Annotated in this window: 15 protein-coding genes; 11 read left to right on the forward strand and 4 right to left on the reverse strand. The window is 51.0% G+C overall.

Translation table 11 applies throughout. The features are described from left to right. Window positions 1–103: 103 nt before the first annotated feature. Window positions 104–2,281, reverse strand: coding sequence for a 1,4-alpha-glucan branching protein GlgB (glgB, locus tag LG202_RS04210; RefSeq protein ID WP_230347159.1), 2,178 nt, complete (start codon window positions 2,279–2,281; stop codon window positions 104–106). Between the two features lie 201 nt (window positions 2,282–2,482). Between glgB and glgC the strand changes: the two genes are divergently transcribed. From glgC to LG202_RS04260, 10 genes are all read left to right on the forward strand, one after another. Beyond that, on the forward strand, window positions 2,483–3,766 hold the full coding sequence (glgC, locus tag LG202_RS04215; protein WP_230347160.1) for a glucose-1-phosphate adenylyltransferase: 1,284 nt from the start codon (window positions 2,483–2,485) through the stop codon (window positions 3,764–3,766). Between the two features lie 72 nt (window positions 3,767–3,838). After that, on the forward strand, window positions 3,839–5,581 hold the full coding sequence (locus LG202_RS04220) for a glycoside hydrolase family 57 protein (RefSeq protein ID WP_230347161.1): 1,743 nt from the start codon (window positions 3,839–3,841) through the stop codon (window positions 5,579–5,581). Between the two features lie 22 nt (window positions 5,582–5,603). After that, complete coding sequence (locus tag LG202_RS04225; protein WP_230347162.1) at window positions 5,604–7,625, forward strand: alpha-amylase/4-alpha-glucanotransferase domain-containing protein; 2,022 nt, start codon at window positions 5,604–5,606, stop codon at window positions 7,623–7,625. A gap of 46 nt (window positions 7,626–7,671) precedes the next feature. Further along, on the forward strand, window positions 7,672–8,592 hold the full coding sequence (locus LG202_RS04230) for an ROK family protein (RefSeq protein WP_230347163.1): 921 nt from the start codon (window positions 7,672–7,674) through the stop codon (window positions 8,590–8,592). 97 nt (window positions 8,593–8,689) lie between these two features. Further along, window positions 8,690–9,202 carry a sigma-70 family RNA polymerase sigma factor gene (locus tag LG202_RS04235; protein ID WP_230347164.1) on the forward strand — a complete coding sequence of 171 codons (513 nt, stop codon included), beginning with the start codon at window positions 8,690–8,692 and terminating at the stop codon, window positions 9,200–9,202. Between the two features lie 3 nt (window positions 9,203–9,205). Next, complete coding sequence (locus LG202_RS04240) at window positions 9,206–10,180, forward strand: FecR domain-containing protein (RefSeq protein WP_230347165.1); 975 nt, start codon at window positions 9,206–9,208, stop codon at window positions 10,178–10,180. Window positions 10,181–10,288: 108 nt separating this feature from the next. Continuing rightward, window positions 10,289–12,745, forward strand: coding sequence for a TonB-dependent receptor (locus LG202_RS04245; RefSeq protein WP_230347166.1), 2,457 nt, complete (start codon window positions 10,289–10,291; stop codon window positions 12,743–12,745). A 96-nt stretch (window positions 12,746–12,841) separates the two neighbouring features. Further along, complete coding sequence (locus LG202_RS04250; RefSeq protein ID WP_230347167.1) at window positions 12,842–13,156, forward strand: hypothetical protein; 315 nt, start codon at window positions 12,842–12,844, stop codon at window positions 13,154–13,156. A gap of 28 nt (window positions 13,157–13,184) precedes the next feature. Further along, window positions 13,185–14,756, forward strand: coding sequence for a PepSY-associated TM helix domain-containing protein (locus LG202_RS04255; RefSeq protein WP_230347168.1), 1,572 nt, complete (start codon window positions 13,185–13,187; stop codon window positions 14,754–14,756). Then, window positions 14,749–15,057: a DUF3325 domain-containing protein gene (locus LG202_RS04260; protein WP_230347169.1), complete on the forward strand. Its 309-nt coding sequence runs from the start codon at window positions 14,749–14,751 to the stop codon at window positions 15,055–15,057. The genes LG202_RS04255 and LG202_RS04260 overlap by 8 nt, the downstream gene beginning before the upstream one ends. A gap of 76 nt (window positions 15,058–15,133) precedes the next feature. Here the strand turns inward: LG202_RS04260 and LG202_RS04265 are convergent, their stop codons facing one another. Both LG202_RS04265 and LG202_RS04270 read right to left on the reverse strand, forming a co-directional pair. Continuing rightward, window positions 15,134–17,716, reverse strand: a complete 2,583-nt coding sequence (locus LG202_RS04265; RefSeq protein ID WP_230347170.1) for a glycosyltransferase — start codon at window positions 17,714–17,716, stop codon at window positions 15,134–15,136. Window positions 17,717–17,758: 42 nt separating this feature from the next. Beyond that, entirely contained in the window at window positions 17,759–19,366 is a 1,608-nt protein-coding gene (locus LG202_RS04270) for a glycoside hydrolase family 17 protein (protein WP_230347171.1), read from the reverse strand. A gap of 235 nt (window positions 19,367–19,601) precedes the next feature. On the opposite strand from LG202_RS04270, the gene LG202_RS04275 reads away from it, so the two are divergent. Then, the gene (locus LG202_RS04275; protein WP_230347172.1) at window positions 19,602–20,126 is read left to right on the forward strand and encodes a hypothetical protein; all 525 of its coding nucleotides are present in this window, start codon (window positions 19,602–19,604) and stop codon (window positions 20,124–20,126) included. 32 nt (window positions 20,127–20,158) lie between these two features. Here LG202_RS04275 and LG202_RS04280 read toward each other — a convergent pair whose 3' ends face one another. Next, a complete protein-coding gene (locus tag LG202_RS04280) occupies window positions 20,159–20,980 on the reverse strand; it encodes a ChbG/HpnK family deacetylase (protein WP_230347173.1) in 822 nt (273 codons plus the stop codon). Window position 20,981 lies beyond the last annotated feature (1 nt).

The raw sequence follows: 20,981 nt of genomic DNA on the forward strand, positions 1-20,981 counted from the left end.
TACGGGGATAGCCAAGCGAGATATTTAGCGTGGCTAAATCAATTCCATTACCTTTTTATCACTGCTAATGGCTAATCGATGAGGTGTGTCGATGGCATCAAGCTTACGTCGGCTGAATGATGATGCCTCCTAGAGGCGGGAGTGTGACCAATAACGATTGCTGGTGATCCATCCAGGCTTGTGGCTCCGTTTGCAAGCCATTGCCGTTGCCTTGGTTGCTACCGCCATAATATCCCGCATCGCTATTGAAGATTTCCTGATAATGCCCGGCGTAAGGTACGCCAATCCGGTACCCGCTTCGCAATACCGGGGTAAAGTTGAGTAGCACCAGCACGATGCTGCCATCCCTGCCGCGACGCAAATAGGTGAGGATGGATTGATCGCTGTCATTGCAATCTATCCATTCAAAGCCCTGAGGATCAAAGTCGAGCTCATGCAGTGCAGGCAATTGGCGATAGAGGTGGGATAAATCCCGGTTCAAGTGTTGCACACCTTGGTGCCAGTGCAGGTCTAGCAGTGGCCAATCCAGGCTGCTGTTGACGTTCCATTCTCGCCCTTGTGCCAGTTCATTGCCCATGAAATTGAGCTTTTTGCCGGACATGGTCATTTGGTAAGTCATGAGCAGGCGCAAGTTGGCAAACTTCTGCCACGCATCGCCAGGCATTTTATCCAGCAGAGATCGCTTGCCATGTACAACTTCATCATGCGAGAACGGCAAGACAAAGTTCTCGCTATAGGCATACAGCTGGCCAAAGGTGAGTTTGTCGTGATAGTAGCGGCGGTGAATGGGATCATGCGCGATGTAAGCCAGCGTATCGTTCATCCAGCCCATATTCCACTTCATGGAAAATCCCAGCCCCCCAAGATAGACCGGACGTGAAATCATAGGCCAGGAGGTGGATTCTTCGGCAATCGTCAGGGCTCCTGGGAAATCCTCATGTACCATGATGTTGAGCTGTTTGAGGAAATCGATGGCCTCCAGGTTTTCACGCCCGCCATGTCGATTAGGCAGCCATTCGCCAGGCTTGCGCGAATAGTCGAGGTAAAGCATGGAGGCGACGGCATCCACGCGTAGGCCGTCAATGTGGAACTCTGAGAGCCAGTAATGAGCGCTCGCCAGCAAGAAATTACGTACCTCATTGCGACCATAGTTGAAGATGTAGGTGCCCCAATCCTGATGTTCACCTAACCGTGGATCTTCATGTTCAAACAAAGCTGAGCCATCAAAACGTGCCAAGGCCCAATCATCTTTGGGGAAATGTCCAGGAACCCAGTCTAGGATGACGCTTATCCCTGCCTGATGGCAGTGGTCGATGAAGTAACGCAGGTCATCTGGGCTCCCAAAGCGATTGGTCGCGGCAAAATACCCCGTCGTTTGATAACCCCATGATTCGTTGAGTGGGTGCTCGGAAACTGGCAATAGCTCAATGTGCGTATAGCCCATTTCCTGAGCATAAGGCACCAATTCATGGGCAAGCTCGCGGTAGCTCAGGAATCCGCCCGCATTATTGCGACGCCATGAGCCAAGATGAACTTCATAGCAGTTGAAAGGCGCATGCAACCAATCGGCCTGCGCACGCTGCTGTAGCCACTTTGCATCCTGCCAGGTGTGGTGGCCATTGTCAGTGATTTTTGCTGCTGTGCCTGGGCGTGCTTCAAAGCTGAAACCGTAAGGGTCAGTCTTGGTCAACACCTGCCCGCTATGGCGATTGCGTATCTCGAATTTATAGAGGTCGCTGGTGGTAAGCTCGGGAATGAAGAGTTCCCAGACGCCGCTGCTGCCATGGACACGCATCTGGTGGATACGGCCATCCCAGTGGTTGAAGTTGCCGATGACGCTGACGCGTTCTGCACTTGGTGCCCAGACCACGAACCTCACGCCATTGACACCTTGTTGCTCACACAAGTGTGCGCCAAAGGTACGGTAAGCCTGTTTCAGGCGGCCTTCGCCGAACAGGTATAACTCATCTGGTGACAAGGCAGTCCAGAATGAATAGGGGTCATGCGTTTCCCATTGGTGTCCTTGCTTCTCTAGCTTGATGCGGCAAGGCACATGCGGTGGAGTGCTGCCTTTCCATTCAAACAGCCCGGCATCATGGCTAAGCTTTAGCGGTTCCCAGCCTGATGTAGTTTGTAGCCATATTTTTTCTGCAAATGGCTGGAATACGCGCAGGACATACTGGTTCTGGACTTGATGCAGTCCAAGATAGGCAAATGGATCATGGTGCCGCGCATTGAGTATGTGGCTAAGCTGAGGGTCTTGCTTGGTTTTGGTCAACATGGGATTCCAGTACTCTGCAGAGATGGTAAGTTTCCTAAGCGCTAGCTGGGAAGCGCTTTTCCAGTCATTTGCCTATAGCTTAGTAAGAGGCTTCGTGCCTATAATGGTTCTACAGAAGCTGAAATAGATCAATGCGAATAGGCCCGGTTCGCACCCTGTTGTTACAACGTATGTCCAAACTATAAATCAGGAGGGGCAAAAATGCAGCAGCATGAATTGAGTTCTTCTCGTTTTGTGAGCACTTTGACCAAGAACACGGTCGCGCTCATCCTCGCTGGCGGTAAAGGCAGCCGTCTCAGGGATCTGACTAACTGGACCGCCAAACCAGCCGTACCATTTGGCGGCAAGTTCCGCATCATTGATTTTCCTTTGTCCAACTGCATCAATTCCGGCATTCGACGCATTGGCGTGGTGACGCAGTACAAGGCGCATACACTGATCCAGCATATCCAGCGCGGCTGGGGTTTCTTGCGTGGCGAGTTCAACGAATTTGTCGAGCTATTGCCAGCCCAGCAGCGCATTCAGGAGGAGTGGTATAAAGGTACGGCTGATGCGGTATTCCAGAACCTGGACATCTTGCGCCAGACCAGTGCGGAATTCGTTCTGATCCTTGCTGGCGATCATATTTACAAGATGGATTACGGTCAGATGTTGGCGGCCCACGTGCGCAACAAGGCAGATATGACAGTGGCCTGCATCAATGTGCCCCTGAAGGAGGCTAGCGCCTTTGGTGTCATGGGGGTAGATGAACATGACAGGGTCGTGGATTTCAAGGAAAAGCCTGCCAATCCTGACGGTTTGCCTGATGATCCAGAACATGCCTTGGCCAGCATGGGTATTTATGTATTCAATGCTGCTTTCCTCTACGAGCAATTAATCCGTGATGCTGACGATCCAAAGTCATCCCATGATTTTGGTCATGACATCATTCCTTACCTGATCAAGAAATACCGTGTGTTTGCCCATCGATTCACGGATAGCTGCGTCGGTGCAGCGGATGGTAACTATTACTGGCGCGATGTTGGTACGGTAGATGCTTATTGGGAAGCAAACATGGAGCTGACCAAGGTCGTCCCTGAGCTCAACCTTTATGACCGGCAATGGCCGATTTGGACTTATCAGGAGCAATTGCCGCCTGCCAAGTTCGTTTTTGATAATGAAGAGCGCCGTGGGCAGGCGACAGACTCGCTAATTTCAGGTGGTTGCATCGTGAGTGGCGCGAGCATCAGAAACTCTGTGCTGTTTTCGGATGTCAGGGTAAATAGCTACAGCAGCATCGAACATTCGGTAATCTTGCCCAAGGTCGATGTGGGGCGCCATGTGACATTACGGCGCGTGGTGGTAGATAACGGTGCACGTATCCCCGATGGCATGGAAATCGGCATGAACCTGGAGCTGGACCGTAAGCGTTTTCACGTCACGGAGGAGGGCGTAGTGTTGGTCACGCCCGATATGTTGGGGCAAAGCCTGCACCATTTTCGTTGACCTTTAAACCCGGCGCAGATCGGGCAGCATGATCAAGACTTTATTTACGAGTAACAACAAGTAAAGGGTGATATGACTGCATCGCTTCCAAAGCTGTACCTTAATCTGTATTGGCACATGCACCAGCCGGATTACCGCGACATTACCAGCGGTGAATATGTGCTGCCCTGGACGTATCTGCATGCCATCAAGGATTACACGGATATGGCCTATCATCTGGAAAGCAATCCAGGTGCGCGGGTCAGCTTCAACTTTGTGCCAGTGCTACTGGATCAACTGGAGGATTACGTCGAGCAGTTTGACAGTGGCAATATCCGTGACCCTTTGCTAGCCCTGCTTGCCAAGGATGAGATGAAGTCGCTGACCCAGGATGAGCGTTGCCTGATCCTGCATAGCTGCTTCAAGGGGCATCATGAAAAAATGCTCGCACCCTTCGAGCATTACCAGTGCCTCTACAATATGTACGTCAAGCTCGAGCCGCACGGCAAGAGCATGTTCAATTATCTTTCAGGCCAATACATGGCTGATTTGCTGGTCTGGTATCACCTGGCCTGGACCGGCGAAAGTGTGCGGCGTAATAGCCCCGAAGTGCAGGCACTCATGAATAAGGGGAGCCAGTTCACGCCAGAAGATAGGCAAACCTTGTTCAAGTTGATTGCCACACTGATGCGCGACCTGATTCCCCGTTATCGGGCGCTGGAATCTGCAGGGCAGATCGAGATTTCCACAACGCCGCATTACCATCCCATCCTGCCTTTGTTGCTGGATTTTCGATCTACGCGCGATGCCATGCCCTATGCGCCATTGCCGCATTATCAGCATTATCCGCACGGCAAGCAGCGCGCACGCCTGCATATCGAAGAAGCGCAGGTTTCGCACCAGCGCCGCTTCGGCAAGCCAGCCAATGGCATGTGGCCAGCGGAAGGTGCAGTGTCACACGATGCCTTGTTGCTGCTGGCTGAACATGGTGTGAGCTGGACGGCAACGGGTGAAGGCGTGTTGGCGAATAGTTTGTATAAATCATTTGATCGCAGTGAGCTGCCGCCGCGACACGAATATCTCTACAAGCCTTATCGGGTGGGTAATGCTGAGCATGAGATTCTTTGCTTTTTCCGTGATGATCACTTGTCGGACAAAATTGGGTTCGAGTATGCCAACCAGCATGCGGATAATGCTGTCGCCGACTTTATCGGCAGCCTGGAAGCTATCTATGCCCAGAGTAACGGCGAGCAATCTCCTGTGGTCAGCGTGATTCTCGATGGTGAAAATGCTTGGGAATATTATCCTTACAACGGCTATTACTTCCTTAGCCAGCTTTATGCCGCATTGAGCCAGCATGAGCATATTGTCATGTTGACGCCTAGCGAGCTGGCTGAGCGCTCCCTGAATGGCAGCTTGCCACTGAGTGAGTTGCCAGCTGTGGCTGCAGGTAGTTGGGTATATGGCAGCTTTAGCACCTGGATCGGTAGTGCCGATAAAAACCGGGGCTGGGATTTGCTTTGTGCGGCCAAGGAGGTATTTGATAGTGTTACTCAGCAAGGGTTGTTGACGGAGAAGGAAACCCAGGCAGCCAGCAGGCAATTGGCGATTTGCGAAGGTTCTGATTGGTTTTGGTGGCTGGGAGATTACAACTCGGCCTTGAGCGTGAGCAGTTTTGATCAATTGTTCCGTCAAAACCTTGCCAATCTTTACAGACTCCTCAAGCATCCGGCCCCAAGTAACTTAGGCTTGGCAATCAGTAGTGGTGCAATTGACTCTACAGCCGCCAATGCCGGCACCATGCGCCGCGGCCAGGCTGCGGAATCACCCACTTAATCTCATCAAACAGGAGCAGGAATTGGCTAGAACCATTGCATTGCTACTTGGTGTGCATGCCCACCAGCCAGTGGGTAATTTCGAAAGCGTGTTAGAAGATGCGCATGCCCGCTGCTATGGACCGTTTATCAGGGTGTTGCATGAGTATCCGGCGTTTCATTTTGCTATCCACATCAGTGGCTGGTTGCTGGAATACATGCTGGAACATTTCCCTGAAGATATGGTCTTGTTGCGAGAAATGGTGGAGCGCGGGCAGGCTGAGCTCTTTGGTGCTGGTTTCACTGAGCCTGTGCTGGCCTCTATTCCGGTTCAGGATAGAGTAGGGCAGATCAATGTTCTTTCACGCTTTCTCAAGAGCGAACTGGGGCAAGCGCCGCAAGGCGCATGGTTGACGGAGCGTGTCTGGGAGTCAAGCGTGGTGCCTGCCCTGGCAGAGGGAGGCATTGAATATGTGACGGTTGATGATTACCACTTCATGTGTGCAGGCAAAGAGGCTGGTGTATTGAATGGTTTTTATACGACAGAGGAAGATGGCCGTCATATCGACTTGTTCCCTATCTCCGAGGCATTGCGTTACCGCTTGCCCTTCTCACCTGCGGATGAGGTGGTGGCTTATCTTGAAAGCTTGGCAAGCGAAGATGGCCAGGCGGCTGCGGTGTACTTTGACGATATCGAGAAATTCGGTATCTGGCCTGAGACTTATCAGTGGGTATATGAACGTGGCTGGTTGCGCCAATTCATAGAGGGCGTGCTGCATTCAGATGTGATCAAACCTATGCGCTATGCCGACTACCACCAGCGTGCGCGGACAAAAGGCATTGTCTATTTGCCCACTACCTCTTATATCGAGATGAATGAGTGGACATTGCCGGTGCCTGCTGCCCACCATTATGCGGACTTGGTTGCCCAAGAGCGGGAGCACCAACGATATGAAGTGACCAAGCCATTCGTGCGTGGCGGCATCTGGCGCAATTTTCTTATGCGCTATCCAGAGTCCAACTGGATGCATAAGCGCATGTTGGGCTTATCCAAGCGTTATCACAGCCTGAAGCCCAGCCAACACAGTGTCGAGATGCTGAAGCTGCTGTATGAGGCCCAGGCTAATGATGCCTACTGGCACGGCTTGTTTGGCGGCCTTTACCTGCCTCACTTACGTCGTGCCGTCTACCATGCCATCATCAGGCTGGAGGGTTTGCTTGACCAAGTGGATAAGCGTGCGGCAACAGAGATCGTAGACATCGATATTGATGGATACGATGAACTGTTGATCCAGAACGGGATAGTGCAAGCAGTGATAAAGCTAGATGATGCCGCTGCGATCGTTGAGCTTGATAGCTATACATTGCATCATAATTTTGGTGATACGCTGACGCGGCAGGCGGAGCATTACCATCGCAAGATTCACGCTGCGCCAGAACATCACCAGCCAGGTGAGGGGATTGCCAATCCTCATGAGCAAATGGGTTCCAAGCATGAAATCCTGCCTGGTGATCTTGAAATCGATCTTTACCGCAAGGCCTTGTTCCATGATAGTTGGCTGGATCAAGGCGCTAATATTCCGCTGCGATACCAGCGAGAAAATGCAGAAGCCATTCGCTTTGTCGGACATTTGCCTGATGGCTCTGCTCCCATTTTGTACAAGCAATACAAGCTTGAACAAGAGACATTGCAAGTCCGCTATCAATTACAAGAGGGTATGCAGGTTTCAGGCAGACTGCGTGTTGAGATCAATCTTGCCATGCCTAGTTGTGATGGCCCTGCCGGACGTTTCCGCCAGGGGCAGGAAATTTTGGGTGGCTTTGGCCAAGCGTTGAGTCAAGATGACTGGCAGGAGTTATTTCTGGATGACGATGTGTTGGGTGGTACCTTGCACCTGCAAACTAATGCTCCGGCGAATTATTTCAGCTATCCACATTTTTCCGTTTCTCAATCTGAAGCCGGGTTTGAAAAAATCATGCAAGCTGTGACGATCGTGTTGGAATGGCATCATGAGCAGTTAATTGATGGTATAAGCGTGAAATTAAAATTTATTAAAAACAACTAATTGTTATTTACTCTGAATCTAATAGTTAATATGTGACTAAGGCTTTATGGCAAAGTTAAACATAGGCGTGGATATTGGTGGCACCAATCTCAGGGTAGGGGTGGTGCAAGATAAAAAAGTCATTCATGAACAAAGATTTCCTGCTGATTTTTCATCCATTTGCAAGCAGCATGCCTCGGCGATTGCGTTGCAGGAAATTCTCAGGATCAGTTTGTCGGCATTGCAGCAGGCAATGAAACAGTATCCTGACGTGAATGGTATCGGCATTGGTTTTCCCGGCTTTATTGACCCAGTGGCTGGGCATGTCGTGCAATCTCCCAATTTGCCAGGCTTGCGCCATGTCGATATTGCAGGGGAGCTTTCGCGATTGATCGGGTTGCCGGTCGTCATGGAGAATGATGCTCTGGTGGCGGCGTTTGGGGAATTCCTGCTATTGCCACAGGCTCCGCGCAGTATGGTCTATATTGGCCTGGGGACAGGGGTTGGTGGCGGGTTTATTCATGCCGCAAAACCTTATCCTGGCGAGCATGGTATTGCCATGGAAGTCGGTCACTTGATTACTGAGCCCAAGGGGCGCCTCTGTGGTTGCGGTAATCATGGGTGCCTGGAGCAATATGCTTCAGCTCCTGGTGTTTCCCTGAGCTACCACCAGGTGACAGGGGAAAGCCTTTCTGCGCAAGATATTGCAGAGCGAGCAGCACAAGGAGATAGTGCGGCGCTTGATGCCTATGCGCTTGCAGGTCGGCATCTTGGCTTGGCTATTGCCCACCTGGCAAAAATACTTGACCCCGAGGTAGTGTTGATCGGGGGCGGAATGAGCCAGGCATGGCCATATTTTTCGCCGACACTGTTCCAACAGTTGCATGATGACTCTATTCCCGTACTGCGTGACAAAATTGATGTACGGGTATCCAATAGCAGTGATCAGGCAGGCATTATTGGGGCGGCGCATTTAGTTAATTATTGATCGTAATACACCTTCGTCCAAGATAGCGTTCACTCTATCTTACAAATAGAAACTACCTTAGAATAATAATAATTCGCATTTTTTAACTATCCCATCTATGAAAAATCCGCAGGCCTTGAGTCTGTGCGCCATCAGCCAGCTCTATACGGAGCATCATCGCTGGTTAGTGCAGTGGCTGTATCGCCATCTTGGCTGCCCGCATCATGCGGCTGACTTGGCTCAGGATACCTTCACCCGCCTCCTGACCGCGCGTGAACGGCTCTATATTGATGAAGCCAAGGCCTTGCTGACCGTAGTGGCCAAGGGGTTGGTGATTGATTATTTCCGCAAATCAGCATTAGAGCAGGCATTTCAAGAGGCCCTGAGTCAATTGCCAGAGGCCGTTGTGCCATCGCCAGAAGCGCAAGCCCTGGCGATGGAGGCTGTGGTGGCGGTTGATAGAATGCTGGCCCAGTTGCCTAGTAAGGTGCGTCAGGCTTTCTTACTATCTCGTATTGATGGCCTGAACTATGGCGAAATTGCACAGCAGCTGGATGTCTCTGTCAGCTCAGTGCAGCAATACATGATACGGGCATATGGTGCTTGTTACGCCGCTGCTTTCCCCGCTTGATTGATGCAAGCTGCTCCTTCTCCACAGGTGATTGAGGAAGCCATCCGCTGGATGGTGATCTTGCAATCTGGTCACGCTAGCCCCGAAGATTATGAGGCTTGCGAGCGCTGGCAAGAGGCGCACCCACTACACCAGCTTGCCTGGGATCGTTTGGGACAACTTGATCAGCAGGTAAGGCAAATCCCTGCTCCACTGGCTAGAGCTACCTTGCATGACGAAAGGCGTATGAGCCAGCGCATGAATAACATGCTGCAACGTAGGCAGGTGCTCAAATTGGCAGTGTTGGTAGGAGGTAGCGCAGGGTTATTGGGCTTAGGGTACCAGAAGGTGCCATGGCGCCCGATGTTGGCGGATTACACAACCGCTGTTGGTGAAAGCAGGCATGTGGCATTGATGGATGCCACCGACATTCACCTCAATACTGCCAGCGCTTTGGATGTTGATTATGATGCCAGCGTGCGACTATTACGCTTCTATCAAGGTGAAATCCTCTTGACCACGGGCCATCAGCAGGCATTTGCCCAGCGCAATTTTATTGTCGAAACCAGCCATGGTCAGATACGGGCATTAGGAACTCGCTTCCTGGTGCGTGACCATGAGAATGGCATACTGGTCAGTGTCTTTGATGGAGCGGTTGAGGTGGTGGCAGCGGGGATGAAGCGTATCGTACAGGCCGGATATTCATTGGTTTTTAGTCGGCAACAGCTTGGCCCTTTGCTGGAAGCCAGCCGTGATAGCCTAGCCTGGCTGAATGGCGTTATCGTGTCGCGCAATATGAAGTTGATCTCATTGCTGCAAGAGTTGGAACGTTATCGCCATGGCACGATACGATGCGGCGCAGAGGTGGCCGAGTTGCGTATTTCCGGTGTATTCCCCGTTCATGATATCGACAAAGCGCTAGATGCCGTGGCAGATACGCTAGGTTTGGAGATCAAGCGCTCTTGGTTCTACCGGACCCAACTTGATCGCGTACGTTAATTATCAGTCGCCACCATATTGCTCAATATTTTTTGCAGCGGACTGTAGTTTTTTATTCCTGCTTCGGTATGTCAGTTGAACCACTTCATTTTGATTGAGGAAACTATCATGACATACCAAGTGCAGGGACAATCTTCCCAGCCACTTTCAACCAGGAATAGCATCCGGCAGGCTGTATGCCATGCTTTAGTAGCACTATCGCTAGGGGGCAGCTTTTTGCCACTTTCCCATGCTCAGGAAATTGTGGCAGAGCAACAGCAATATCGCATTGCCGCAGGCTCTCTGGAAGATGCTTTGGCTGAGTTCGCCCAACAGGCAGGCATCCTGATTTCATTCGAGCCAGAGCTGGTGGTGGGTAAGCAAAGTAGCGGCTTGCAAGGCAACTACACTGCTAAACAGGCACTCAGCAAGCTATTGCAGGGCACGGGCCTTGATCAAATTGCGCGCGACAACGGTAGCTGGGGGTTGCGGAGGATTTCCACTACACCATTGCAGCATGGCGGCAGCCTGCCAGAGGTTAAAGTTCGTGCTGCAAAGCAGAGTGAATCCCTGGAGGATTTGCCATCAGCCTATCGTGGTGGCCAAGTTGCCACAGGGGGGCGTGTGGGCTTATTGGGTAATCTAGCCTACCAAGACACTCCATTTAGCATCACGAGTTACACGAGGGAACTGATACAGAATCAGCAAGCCACAACGATTGCAGATGTGGTGGCAAATGATGCTTCGGTGCGTAGTGCCAATCCAAGGGGCGGGCGTTTTGATCAGTTTTCCATTCGTGGGTTTACAGTAAGCAATGGTGATATAGCCTTGAATGGCTTATATGGCTTGCTATCCAATTATGCTGTAGCAGTGGAAACGATAGAGCGTGTAGAGGTTCTCAAGGGCACCAGTGCTTTATTAAATGGAATGGCGCCAAATGGTGCTGTCGGAGGTGCGATTAATGTTGTGACTAAACGTGCGCAGGATGTTCCAATCACTCAATTGACGACGACCTATGCCAGTAAGGCGCAGTGGGGTGCGCATGTCGATGTGGGGCGCCGCTTCGGTCCGGATAATAGTGTGGGTATCCGAGTTAATGCGGCATACCGCTCGCCCGGTGAAACTGCATTTGATCACCAATCAACTGAGCAGAGTATTGGATCAGTTGCGCTTGATTACCGTGGTAATGATTTGAAGTTATCGTTGGATATGGGACATCAAGAACGCAATGTTGATGCACCACCAGAAAAAGTCACTTTGGCTGCAGGTGTTGCAGTGCCTGATGCAAAACGGATCGGGAAAAATTTTGCTCCGGCTTGGACGTATACCAATACTCGAGATACATATGCGGCCATTCGTGCGGAGTATGACTTTAATCCCAACTGGAGTGTATATGCTGCTATTGGTGGTAAACGGGCTGATTCTGACTTTTTGCGAGTGAATCCCAGAGTCAGTAATAATGCTGGTAATTTTACTGCATCACCATTTGTCTATTTGCGCTACGAAGATGTGTTTACTGCTGAGGCGGGGTTGCGTACCAAGTTTGCTACTGGAGATGTGCAGCATGCTGTGAATTTGGCTGGCAGTAAGTTCCGCCTGGATCATGGTGGTGCTTTCTATTATTTTTCTAATAGCATTTCCAATATCTATCAACCTCCAACTCTTGCACGCCCGAATACCCATGGATTATCCCAGCATATTCCGAAAGCCGGATTAGTGGAGTTGAACAGCATAGCCTTGACGGATACTTTATCCATGATGAATGATCGACTGCAACTCATCATTGGTGCACGCTCACAACAGGTACAAGTGGATACTTTTGATAGCTCCACTCGTATCAGTCACTACGATAAGCAGGCGTTGACGCCTGCTACTGCTGTTGTTTTAAAGTTAAATCAGCATGTTTCTTTATATGGAAATTATATTGAGAGTCTCTCTCAAGGACAGACCGCACCGACCAATGGCACTGTAGATAACGCGGGGCAAGTATTACCTCCAATAAAATCCAAGCAGCTTGAAGCCGGAGTAAAGATGGATTGGGGGCATTATGGTAGTACTCTGAGTTTATTCCGCATTGAGCAACCTAGTGCTTTTGCCGAGAATCGTATATTTGCGTTGAATGGTGAGCAACGCAATGTAGGTATCGAATGGAATGTGTTTGGTGAGCCAGTGGCAGGTTTGCGTACATTGGGAGGCATCATGTTGCTCGATAGTAAGCTGACCAGTACCCAAAATGGCACCAATGATGGTGCTAAAGCACCGGGTACGTCGCGTAGCAATTTTAACTTCGGTGTAGAGTGGGATGCTCCAGCAGTTGAGGGATTAACACTGACTGCTCGCACCCTTTACAGCAGCTCGCAATATATGGATGTGGCTAATACTCAGAAAATACCAAGTTGGGTCAGATTTGATATCGGCGCAAGGTATGCCATTCATCAATACCATTGGCCTGTGACTTTACGTGCATCGGTGGAGAATTTGTTTGACAGAAGTTATTGGGCATCTGCTGCTGCACCATCTGGTGCAAGTGGCTTGACCATTTCAACACCAAGAACGCTATTGCTTTCAGCCACAATTGATTTCTAGGTAATGACTCCAGGCTATCACAATTGGGATAGCCTGGCATTGGTCATACATAGTCTAATATAATCACGCCCATCTCTTTGAATGTAGCTATTCTTCATGACAGTGAACTCAGCGCAGCAGGATAAGAAACATAAACCAACATCCTGGCTAGCGATCTTTTTTCATATTACTACTACCGTGATTGGCGGATATTACCTGACTGCGCTCGTGGTGCAGTTTCTGGCCCTGGGCTTAGCTAAGCTTGGCATGCTTCGTAGCGAAGCCGTCGTTGCCAGTGCATTGTTGGCTTTCCTGATTTACCTCGTTATTCTTCTATGGGCATTTGCCGAGCGCCGTTTGCTGCGCATCTTTATGATGTTGTGCCTGTTTCCCTGTTTACTTTATCTGCTGGCTGACCAGTTCAGTAGATGACCACTGTTTGTATTGTTGATCATTGCTGATGGAACCCTCTTTGCGTAAATCCATGGCGCTGTTGCACACCTGGGCAGGCGTTGTGTTGGGTAGTGTGTTGTTTGCGATCTTCTGGATGGGGACCTTGTCTGTGTTTGACAAGGAAATTGACCGCTGGATGATGCCTGCAACGCGGGTAAGTATGCCTGATGCCCCGGTGTCGCTAGATAAAGTAGTCTTGCCTCTGATTGAGGCAAGCAAGTTGTCTGGTAATCAGTGGGGCGTTACCCTGCCTAGTGAGCGTGCCCCAGTGTTTACGTTACGTTATCGCACTGAGCAGGGTGATAATGTCCGCCGTTATATCAACCCACATAATGGTGAAATCACGGACGAGCGCTATACGTTGGGCGCCACCGGGTTTTTCTTTCCATTTCATTTTCGCTTGCATATTCAATGGCTGAAGCTGGGGTACTGGATAGTTGGTCTTGCCGCGATGGGTATGTTGGTGCTGCTGGTTTCAGGCGTGATTATTCACAAAAAGATATTCACGGATTTCTTCACTTTTCGCCCGCAAAAGGCGATGCAGCGCTCAGCGCTGGATTTGCACAACCTGAGCGGTGTGCTGGCCTTGCCTTTTCATTTCGTGATCACGTTGTCTGGCCTGATCATTTTTGCTGCCACGTATTTTCCCAATACCAATAAGCTGGTTTATGCGGGTGATGAAGCGGCTTATGAGGTTGAAATGACCGGGCGCTACGATATCAAGCCAGCAGGTGAACCTGGTCAGCTAGCATCGCTGGATGCCATGTTGGCGCAAGCGAGGCAGCTGTGGGGTGGTGGACAGCCTTATTTCCTGCGTGTGCGTAATGCCGGGGATGCCCATGCCTATGTCGAAATCCGCCGTTCCTATGAACAAGATGTCACCATGAATCTTGATACCATTTATTTTGATGGGATTTCTGGCGAAGTCTTGAGCCGATTCGAAGCCAAACCCGTACTGACAGTTCAACGCTACATCGCGGGGATGCACTTCATCCAATTCAATCATTGGCCATTGCGCTGGCTGTATTTCCTGGCTGGCCTGTCGGGATGCATATTGATTGCCACTGGTTTCTTGTTCTGGCTGGAGGCGCGTCGCGTGCGTCATGCCAAGCAAGGCTTGAAAGGCGTAGCGATTGTGCACGGCCTGACCATAGGCAGTGTCACTGGCATCATCATCGCTACGCTGATGTTTTTGCTAGCCAATCGATGGCTGCCTGCAAACGCAGCCCTGCTGGGCTATGAGCGTGATGCACTTGAAGTCTGGGTATTCTATTTAACTTGGCTTGCCACCTTTGCCCATGCCTGGTTGCGTAGCCGTGCAGCATGGCGTGAGCAGGCATGGTTAATAAGCCTGTTGGCATTATTCGCTGTCGTTTCCAACGCAGTAACAACTACTCCGTTATGGCACATCCTGGCAGGGCACGACTATGCGACGGCAGGCATGGATATTGTTTTGTTGCTCGGAGCTACTCTGGCCGCTTATGCGGCTTGGAAGCTAGGGCAGCGCAATAGCACTAGCCAGCGCAAGAAAACTACGCCAGTTTCACCCTCCAGCATGGGGCTTGGGAAACATGAGTAATACCATGTGGATACATGCTATCGGGCTGGCTGCTGCCTATTTAGGCTGGGCCAGTTTGGCCTTGTCGCAGGAAAAACACAGATTAACGGTCACTGTGTCGATAGTTGCTCGAGTCAAGCAAGCACGCCTGCTGGGTGCAGGTTTGTTGCTGCTGAGTATGGTGGCTAGCTGGGTGACAGATGGCGCCAGTTTTGGCTCCTTGCTGGGAGTCATACAACTCAGCTTTGCGGCCATGATGGTTGCGCTGACCCTGGCTTGGAGGCCGGCTTGGTTGCGATGGTGGGCGAGGCGGCTATCTTGAAGATGGATTAGTTATAAAAAAACGGCGGCGAGATACACATCTCACCGCCGTTTTTGTTTGCCTGCAATAATAAAAGCTATGCTTGTTCAGGCTTGCTATCAGGCAATTGCGCGATGATCTGGCAGGCCAGGGTGCTCCAGTAAGGCATGGATTGCAAGGTCAGCATGGTCACCCAAAGCTGTGCATCCAGGTTGCTGAAGCCGCGGGAGTAGAGCATGGCCCCAGCAGCAACGATCAGTGCCAACAGTAGCAGCACTTCTTCGCGGATGGGTGTGAGCAGGCCGAAGATACTACCCTTGACTGCCTTGCCCTTGTTGGTGGTCTTGAATACGCCACGCTTCTGGATCAGGCCCATCATGATGCCGCGTGCGATGGTGTGCGAAAGACCAAGGCCTGCTAGCGATGCTCCCAGGATGTCAGACCATTTGCAGTCTTTCATGGTTTTGCGATACAGAATGGGGCCTAATGCTCCCTTGACCACAAGGAAGCATAGTACCGGTGTCAGCATGATGGAAACCGGCAGGCTGAATGATTTAGGGAAGGCAAGCATGGCCAAAGTCCAGCCAATGGAACTCATGGTGAAGATCAATTGCAGGCCGTCACCCAGCCAGCTTAGCCAGCCAGTCAGGAAGTGGTAGCGTTGACCGAAGCTGAGCGTGGATTTGCCGAGCAATTTTGGCAAGTGGTGCTTGAGGATCTGCATCGCACCAAATGCCCAACGGAAGCGCTGTGATTTCAGCGCTTCAAAGTTGGCGGGAGTAAGGCCGCGTCCAAAGACACGGTCAATATAACGCAGCTCGTAACCGCCTTCGAGCAAGCGCAAGCCTAGTTCGGTATCTTCGCAGATACACCACTCAGACCAGCCGCCGAGATCAACCAATGCTTTGCGACGCACCAAAGTCATGGTGCCGTGCTGTATGAGCGCATTGCGCTCATGGCGGTGATGCATGCCGATACGGAAGAAGCCTTCAAACTCCCAATTACTCATGCGACGGAAGAAGTTATTCTCAAATTCGCGGTGTGCCTGTGGTGCTTGCACTACCGCAACGCCTTGATCCGAAAAGTGAGGAATCAACACAGCCAGCCAGTCGCGCGTGACGACGTAATCGGCGTCTACTACACCAACGACCTCTGCTCTGGGATCGGTTTCCTGCAAGGCAAAATTAAGCGCCCCAGCTTTGAAGCCCGGCCATTGTGGCAAGTGGTAGAACTTGAAGTTGTCGGGCAACTTGGCCATGTATTCTTCTACAGGCTTCCACTTGCTTTCGTCCTTGGTGTTGTTGTCAATCACCAGCACTTCGTAATTGGTGTAGTCAAGCTCTACTAGGCTTTCTATGGTGGCAATCACCATTTCCGGCGGTTCGTTGTAGCAAGCCAGATGAATAGATACAAAAGCCTCTTTTTCCGGTGGCACTGGTGCCGCAGGCTTGTAGGCGCGAATCCAGTAGCCCTTGAACATGACCTCGCTGAACTCAACGGCATAGGTCATGAGTACGGCTGTGGTCATCAGCAGGGCAAGAATCAGCCCCACAAGGATGATCATGTCGCGCAATGAATAATAGTAATCACCCGGCAGGTTCCAGGTTACAACCAAGACGGTAATACAGGCTTGCAGCAATACCGCCAGTGAGACCTGTGCGCCTGTACCCCAGCTACGGAATCGTACTGCTAGGAACAATATCGGCAGGAAGGCTAGAATCGAACCCCAGAGTGCTTTGGAAACCCAGCGTAGATCTTTGGGCACTGCGCCGTGCAGGGAGTACTTTTCCTGGCGCTCAGCATCAAACATGCCCCAATATGCACCAGCCCAACCTTCGATCTTAACCTTCCATGGCTGATCAATCGCTTCCATCAGGTAGTAGTCGAAAGGCTCATGAGCGGTTTTGGCCAGGAATTCGCGCACAAACCGTGCCTGGTTGACGTTGGATGCAACCGAGGCATCAATGGTTGGCCCTTTGCTTGGCCAGCCGATTTCGCCAATCACGATCTTCTTGCGTGGATACTTGTCCAGCAACTCGTGATAGCGCTCAAGTGCGTAATCTACGGCCTTTTCGGCAGGTAGGCCTTCATGATAGGGAAGCAAGTGCACGGTGATGAAATCGACATGCTTGACCAATTGAGGGTAGCGTAGCCAGACATGCCAAGGCTCTGCCGTCGACACCGGTACGCGCGCTGTGCGCTTGGCTTCCTCAAGATAGGCAACCATTTCATCGGCTGTAAGGTCACCGCGCAAGATCGCTTCGTTACCAACGATAATGCGCTCAATATTGGGATAGACCGCTGTCCTGGCCAGCAGGGCATCCAGTTCACGCTTGTTGTCATCGTGATCTGGCCCCAGCCAGGCGCCTGCGGTGACTTTAAGACCAAGGCGGGCGGCCAAGGCGGTGGTTTCAGGGTTTTCCAAGGCGCCGTAGATACGGATGCGGTTGGTATATTTCTTCATCAGCTCCAGGTCTTTCAATATCTCAGCAGTGCTGGGATATTTACGTTCCTGTGGGCTTTGCCCAATCTGGTAGCCACTGTAAGCAAAGCCATTGACGATAGGGGGCGCATCAATCAATGGCAGTGCGCGATTGATGACTTCCCATATACCAAAATGCAGCAGTGTGACTGCCAAGGCAATAAAAAGGGCTTTGCTATATTTATTGATAAATTTCATATGCTTGTCTTTTATTTTTCACGGATGATGCCAGATGCCCCCTCAAACCCTGGCTCCCTTGCGTGGCCAACTTGCATAGGCCAGCAAGATGATCACGCCTAGCCATAAGAGTGCATGTGTGTTCAACGGTTCCAATATCAAGCAAATCAGTGCCGTCACCAGGGCAACTATATTGAGTTTGCGATAGCGCCCGAACGTAGTGCGATGCAGTAGCCCCAGCAAGCTGAAACCAATGGCATATTGCAATGCGGGCAGGGCATACAATGTCAGCGGGAAATTGCGATAACGGCCATCCATCATGTAAATGACGTGCACAATCATGGGGTGTAGCTCAACATCACGCGGAATGAAGCTCATCTTGGGAATCAGGAGGAAGCTCGTGATCATGCCTGCCAGTACGAGGATAAACAGTAGGCTGTGTGTAAGCTTGTTTTGGCCGCGTGTAATCAATGATGGGATATTGAGCAGGGCAATGATGCCAACCAGGCTAATGCCGATCAAGACAGTCCACTCCGTTGTATCGCGGCAAGCGGCAATCAGGTATCCCCACTGCACATAAGCCGTAGCACCCGTCAGGGCACCCAGCGAGCCAGTCGCCAGCAAAGCCGGCAACCTGTTTTCCTTACGTGCCAAGGTGAGGATGATGAAAATGATCAGGCCTGCAAATCCCCAGATCAGCGGTTTGACGCCATCTTGGCGTTCAGCCACTGGACCCTTGAAGTCAAACTTGCTATTCAGCTTGGTATCGTACAGCCCCCAGTAACCACCAACCGTACCTTCAAGATCGCGCTTCCAGGGTTGGTCTATTGCTTCAATCAGGTTGTAGTGCCAACCTTTATTGTGAGCAACCTGGATAAACTGGCGCAAGTAGGATGCCTGATTGACTAGGCTGGGCACAGAGGCATTGCGGTGCTTGCCGACAGAAGGCCAACCAGTTTCACCGATAAACAAAGGCTTGGTGAATGTGTGGCCCAGCTTATCCATGACATTTTCTGCATGCTGGATGGCATTGTCCACGCTTTGCGGATCATCTTCCCAGTAAGGCAGCACATGCACGGTAATATAGTCTACAGTTTGTTCGAGGCGAGGGTGCTTGAGCCAGAATTCCCATACATCGGCATAGGTGACGGGCACTTCAGTACGCTGTTGCGCCTCTTGCAGGTAGGCTAGCATGACTTCTTCTGTCTGTTCTTTGCGTAGCAGTACCTCATTGCCAATGATCAGCCCCTTGACCGTGTCGGGATAGCGGTTTGCCAGCTCAATCGCCCGCTCGAACTCCTTGTCGTTCTCAAGCTTGGTGTAGCCTATCCATGCGCCAAGCAAGACCTTCATTCCTAGCTTGGAGGCTACCTCGGGTACATAATCCAGCCCTTGATTGACCGAGTAGGTGCGAACGCAATCAAAACGCTTGGAAAGCAGGCGCAAATCCTGCTCCACTCTGGATTTTTCCGCCACGGTTGTCGCAATGAAGGGCGTTTCGCCTTCGCCATAATAAGGTGCGTAGGAAACACAGTTAAGCTTCCCATTCGCAGGCAGCTCGGGTTCAGTGAGCGCCACTGGCTGGTTTTGTTGCCAGAACCAATGCGCGAGGAAAGCAATGAGTAGAAAATTGAAAATACTGTAACGCCACAAGGCCGCAGTTTTTAGCATGGTTGAATTTTGAGAGTCTGTTGGTATTGTTGAGTGTCGCGAGAGTATTGTTTGATCAATGGTTTTGCGACGCAGCTATATTAAATCACCTCGTCCGCAAATACAAAAAATGCAGGGTGTTGAGAGAGGGCAATCTCGCTGGATATCCCGCGAAATATTTGTGCAGGCTTGCAGAGATGACATATATACGCGTTACAATAGGCCGCTATTGCAACAATAATTCAGAGCCCTTCGGATGAAAAAAGTAATCATCGTCTCTGCCATGCTGGCCTTTTCCAGTTTGGCGCAAGCAAAACCAGCCTTTACCGGCGTCAATTACACAGGACTTTATGAGTGCAAGGGTGAAAACTCCGCTATTGGCGCTTATGACCTAGTCGTTGCCTTGCGCCTTAATCGCGTCAGTAGCCATGGTAAGTTTGGTGCTTATTATTATGAAACTGAAACCGTGAATTCCACGGTTTACCATGGACAAGCCGTGGTTGTGGGCAATCGCATGGCGATTAGCTTCAATATTCGCGACAAGAAAAACAACGTCGATCATAGTACAGGCCTTGCCACGATCAAGAAAGTTGGCAAGGACAGGTGGAGCTTCCGCAAGGAGTATTTCGAGCCCGATGACAGCGGCGGCAGCTATGGCACAGAAGAGTGCATCATGAAGGTGCTAAGCCCGGAAGAAAAACAGGCCCTGGAAAAGAAAAGCCAAGATAAGTCCCCACCCAAGCCAGCTGCAACCACACCCCGCAGCAGCAAGGCGCAATAAATAAAATCACAGGCCCTTTGGGGCCTGTTTTGTTATGCCTTGGCGAACAACTCACTGCCTTTTACCGGAATGATATTCAAGGCAGCCAAGCTCTCGTTAAAAGCATCACTTGCTAATACTTCATATTCAATTGGGCGGGCCTGGCCGATAGGGTCTGTCTGATCTGCACTCACTAGCCCAGGGTGGCACATGAGTGCGTATGGCTGACCTTTTGCATTGCCACTAGCAACTACTGCAAGCCATTGATTGAGTTGTTCAAGGTAGCTCTCGGCATTGCTGTTGAAGCCATACACCCCGAGCAAGGTACGCGTGGTAGAAAATCTGCGCTTTAATGCCAGCTTGCGCATCGTGCGGCTGCCTAATGCCGAGATGACAAGCCCCTTCATGCCATCATGAGCAGGGTGTGAAATCCTGAGCCATGGTCGCTTGCCTGAATAGCGAGATTGCAGTTCGCTCAGCAAGGTATCCCGGATTTGCGGGAGCTGGTGTACATGCTGATGGCCATCAATATAATCGGGCGGACTACCGATTTCTTTCTCAAAAGCATCCAATTGCAATCTGATAGAAGCTTGTATTTGCTCCTGATTTAGTTGTCTGAGCAGGCTGCGGATTACCAACTGCGGGTGTGGGAGTCTCAGCGGATAAGAGAATTGGGTGAAATCCAGGTGCAAGCCTATGTCTGCCTGTTGGCGGATATCTGGGCTAATCGCAGCTGCAGCCTCACGCCAATGCGGACTGAGGCTGAGGCAGGAAGTCGCGGTGAGGCGGCCCATGCGGATCAGCTTGAGAATGCCATGGTCAATGTCTACTGACTGAGCATAATCATCAGCACTGAGTATCAATGGAATGGCCACC

This window comes from Methylobacillus methanolivorans, assembly GCF_054588515.1.

What these genes read in the sequence shown, in the direction of transcription:
- LG202_RS04260 (WP_230347169.1), top strand. Translation starts at nt 14,749, where the DNA reads ATGAGTAATACCATGTGGATACATGCTATCGGGCTGGCTGCTGCCTAT.
- glgB (WP_230347159.1), bottom strand. Translation starts at nt 2,281, where the DNA reads ATGTTGACCAAAACCAAGCAAGACCCTCAGCTTAGCCACATACTCAAT.
- LG202_RS04235 (WP_230347164.1), top strand. Translation starts at nt 8,690, where the DNA reads ATGAAAAATCCGCAGGCCTTGAGTCTGTGCGCCATCAGCCAGCTCTAT.
- glgC (WP_230347160.1), top strand. Translation starts at nt 2,483, where the DNA reads ATGCAGCAGCATGAATTGAGTTCTTCTCGTTTTGTGAGCACTTTGACC.
- LG202_RS04265 (WP_230347170.1), bottom strand. Translation starts at nt 17,716, where the DNA reads ATGAAATTTATCAATAAATATAGCAAAGCCCTTTTTATTGCCTTGGCA.
- LG202_RS04250 (WP_230347167.1), top strand. Translation starts at nt 12,842, where the DNA reads ATGACAGTGAACTCAGCGCAGCAGGATAAGAAACATAAACCAACATCC.
- LG202_RS04230 (WP_230347163.1), top strand. Translation starts at nt 7,672, where the DNA reads ATGGCAAAGTTAAACATAGGCGTGGATATTGGTGGCACCAATCTCAGG.
- LG202_RS04255 (WP_230347168.1), top strand. Translation starts at nt 13,185, where the DNA reads ATGGAACCCTCTTTGCGTAAATCCATGGCGCTGTTGCACACCTGGGCA.
- LG202_RS04245 (WP_230347166.1), top strand. Translation starts at nt 10,289, where the DNA reads ATGACATACCAAGTGCAGGGACAATCTTCCCAGCCACTTTCAACCAGG.
- LG202_RS04240 (WP_230347165.1), top strand. Translation starts at nt 9,206, where the DNA reads ATGCAAGCTGCTCCTTCTCCACAGGTGATTGAGGAAGCCATCCGCTGG.
- LG202_RS04270 (WP_230347171.1), bottom strand. Translation starts at nt 19,366, where the DNA reads ATGCTAAAAACTGCGGCCTTGTGGCGTTACAGTATTTTCAATTTTCTA.
- LG202_RS04220 (WP_230347161.1), top strand. Translation starts at nt 3,839, where the DNA reads ATGACTGCATCGCTTCCAAAGCTGTACCTTAATCTGTATTGGCACATG.
- LG202_RS04275 (WP_230347172.1), top strand. Translation starts at nt 19,602, where the DNA reads ATGAAAAAAGTAATCATCGTCTCTGCCATGCTGGCCTTTTCCAGTTTG.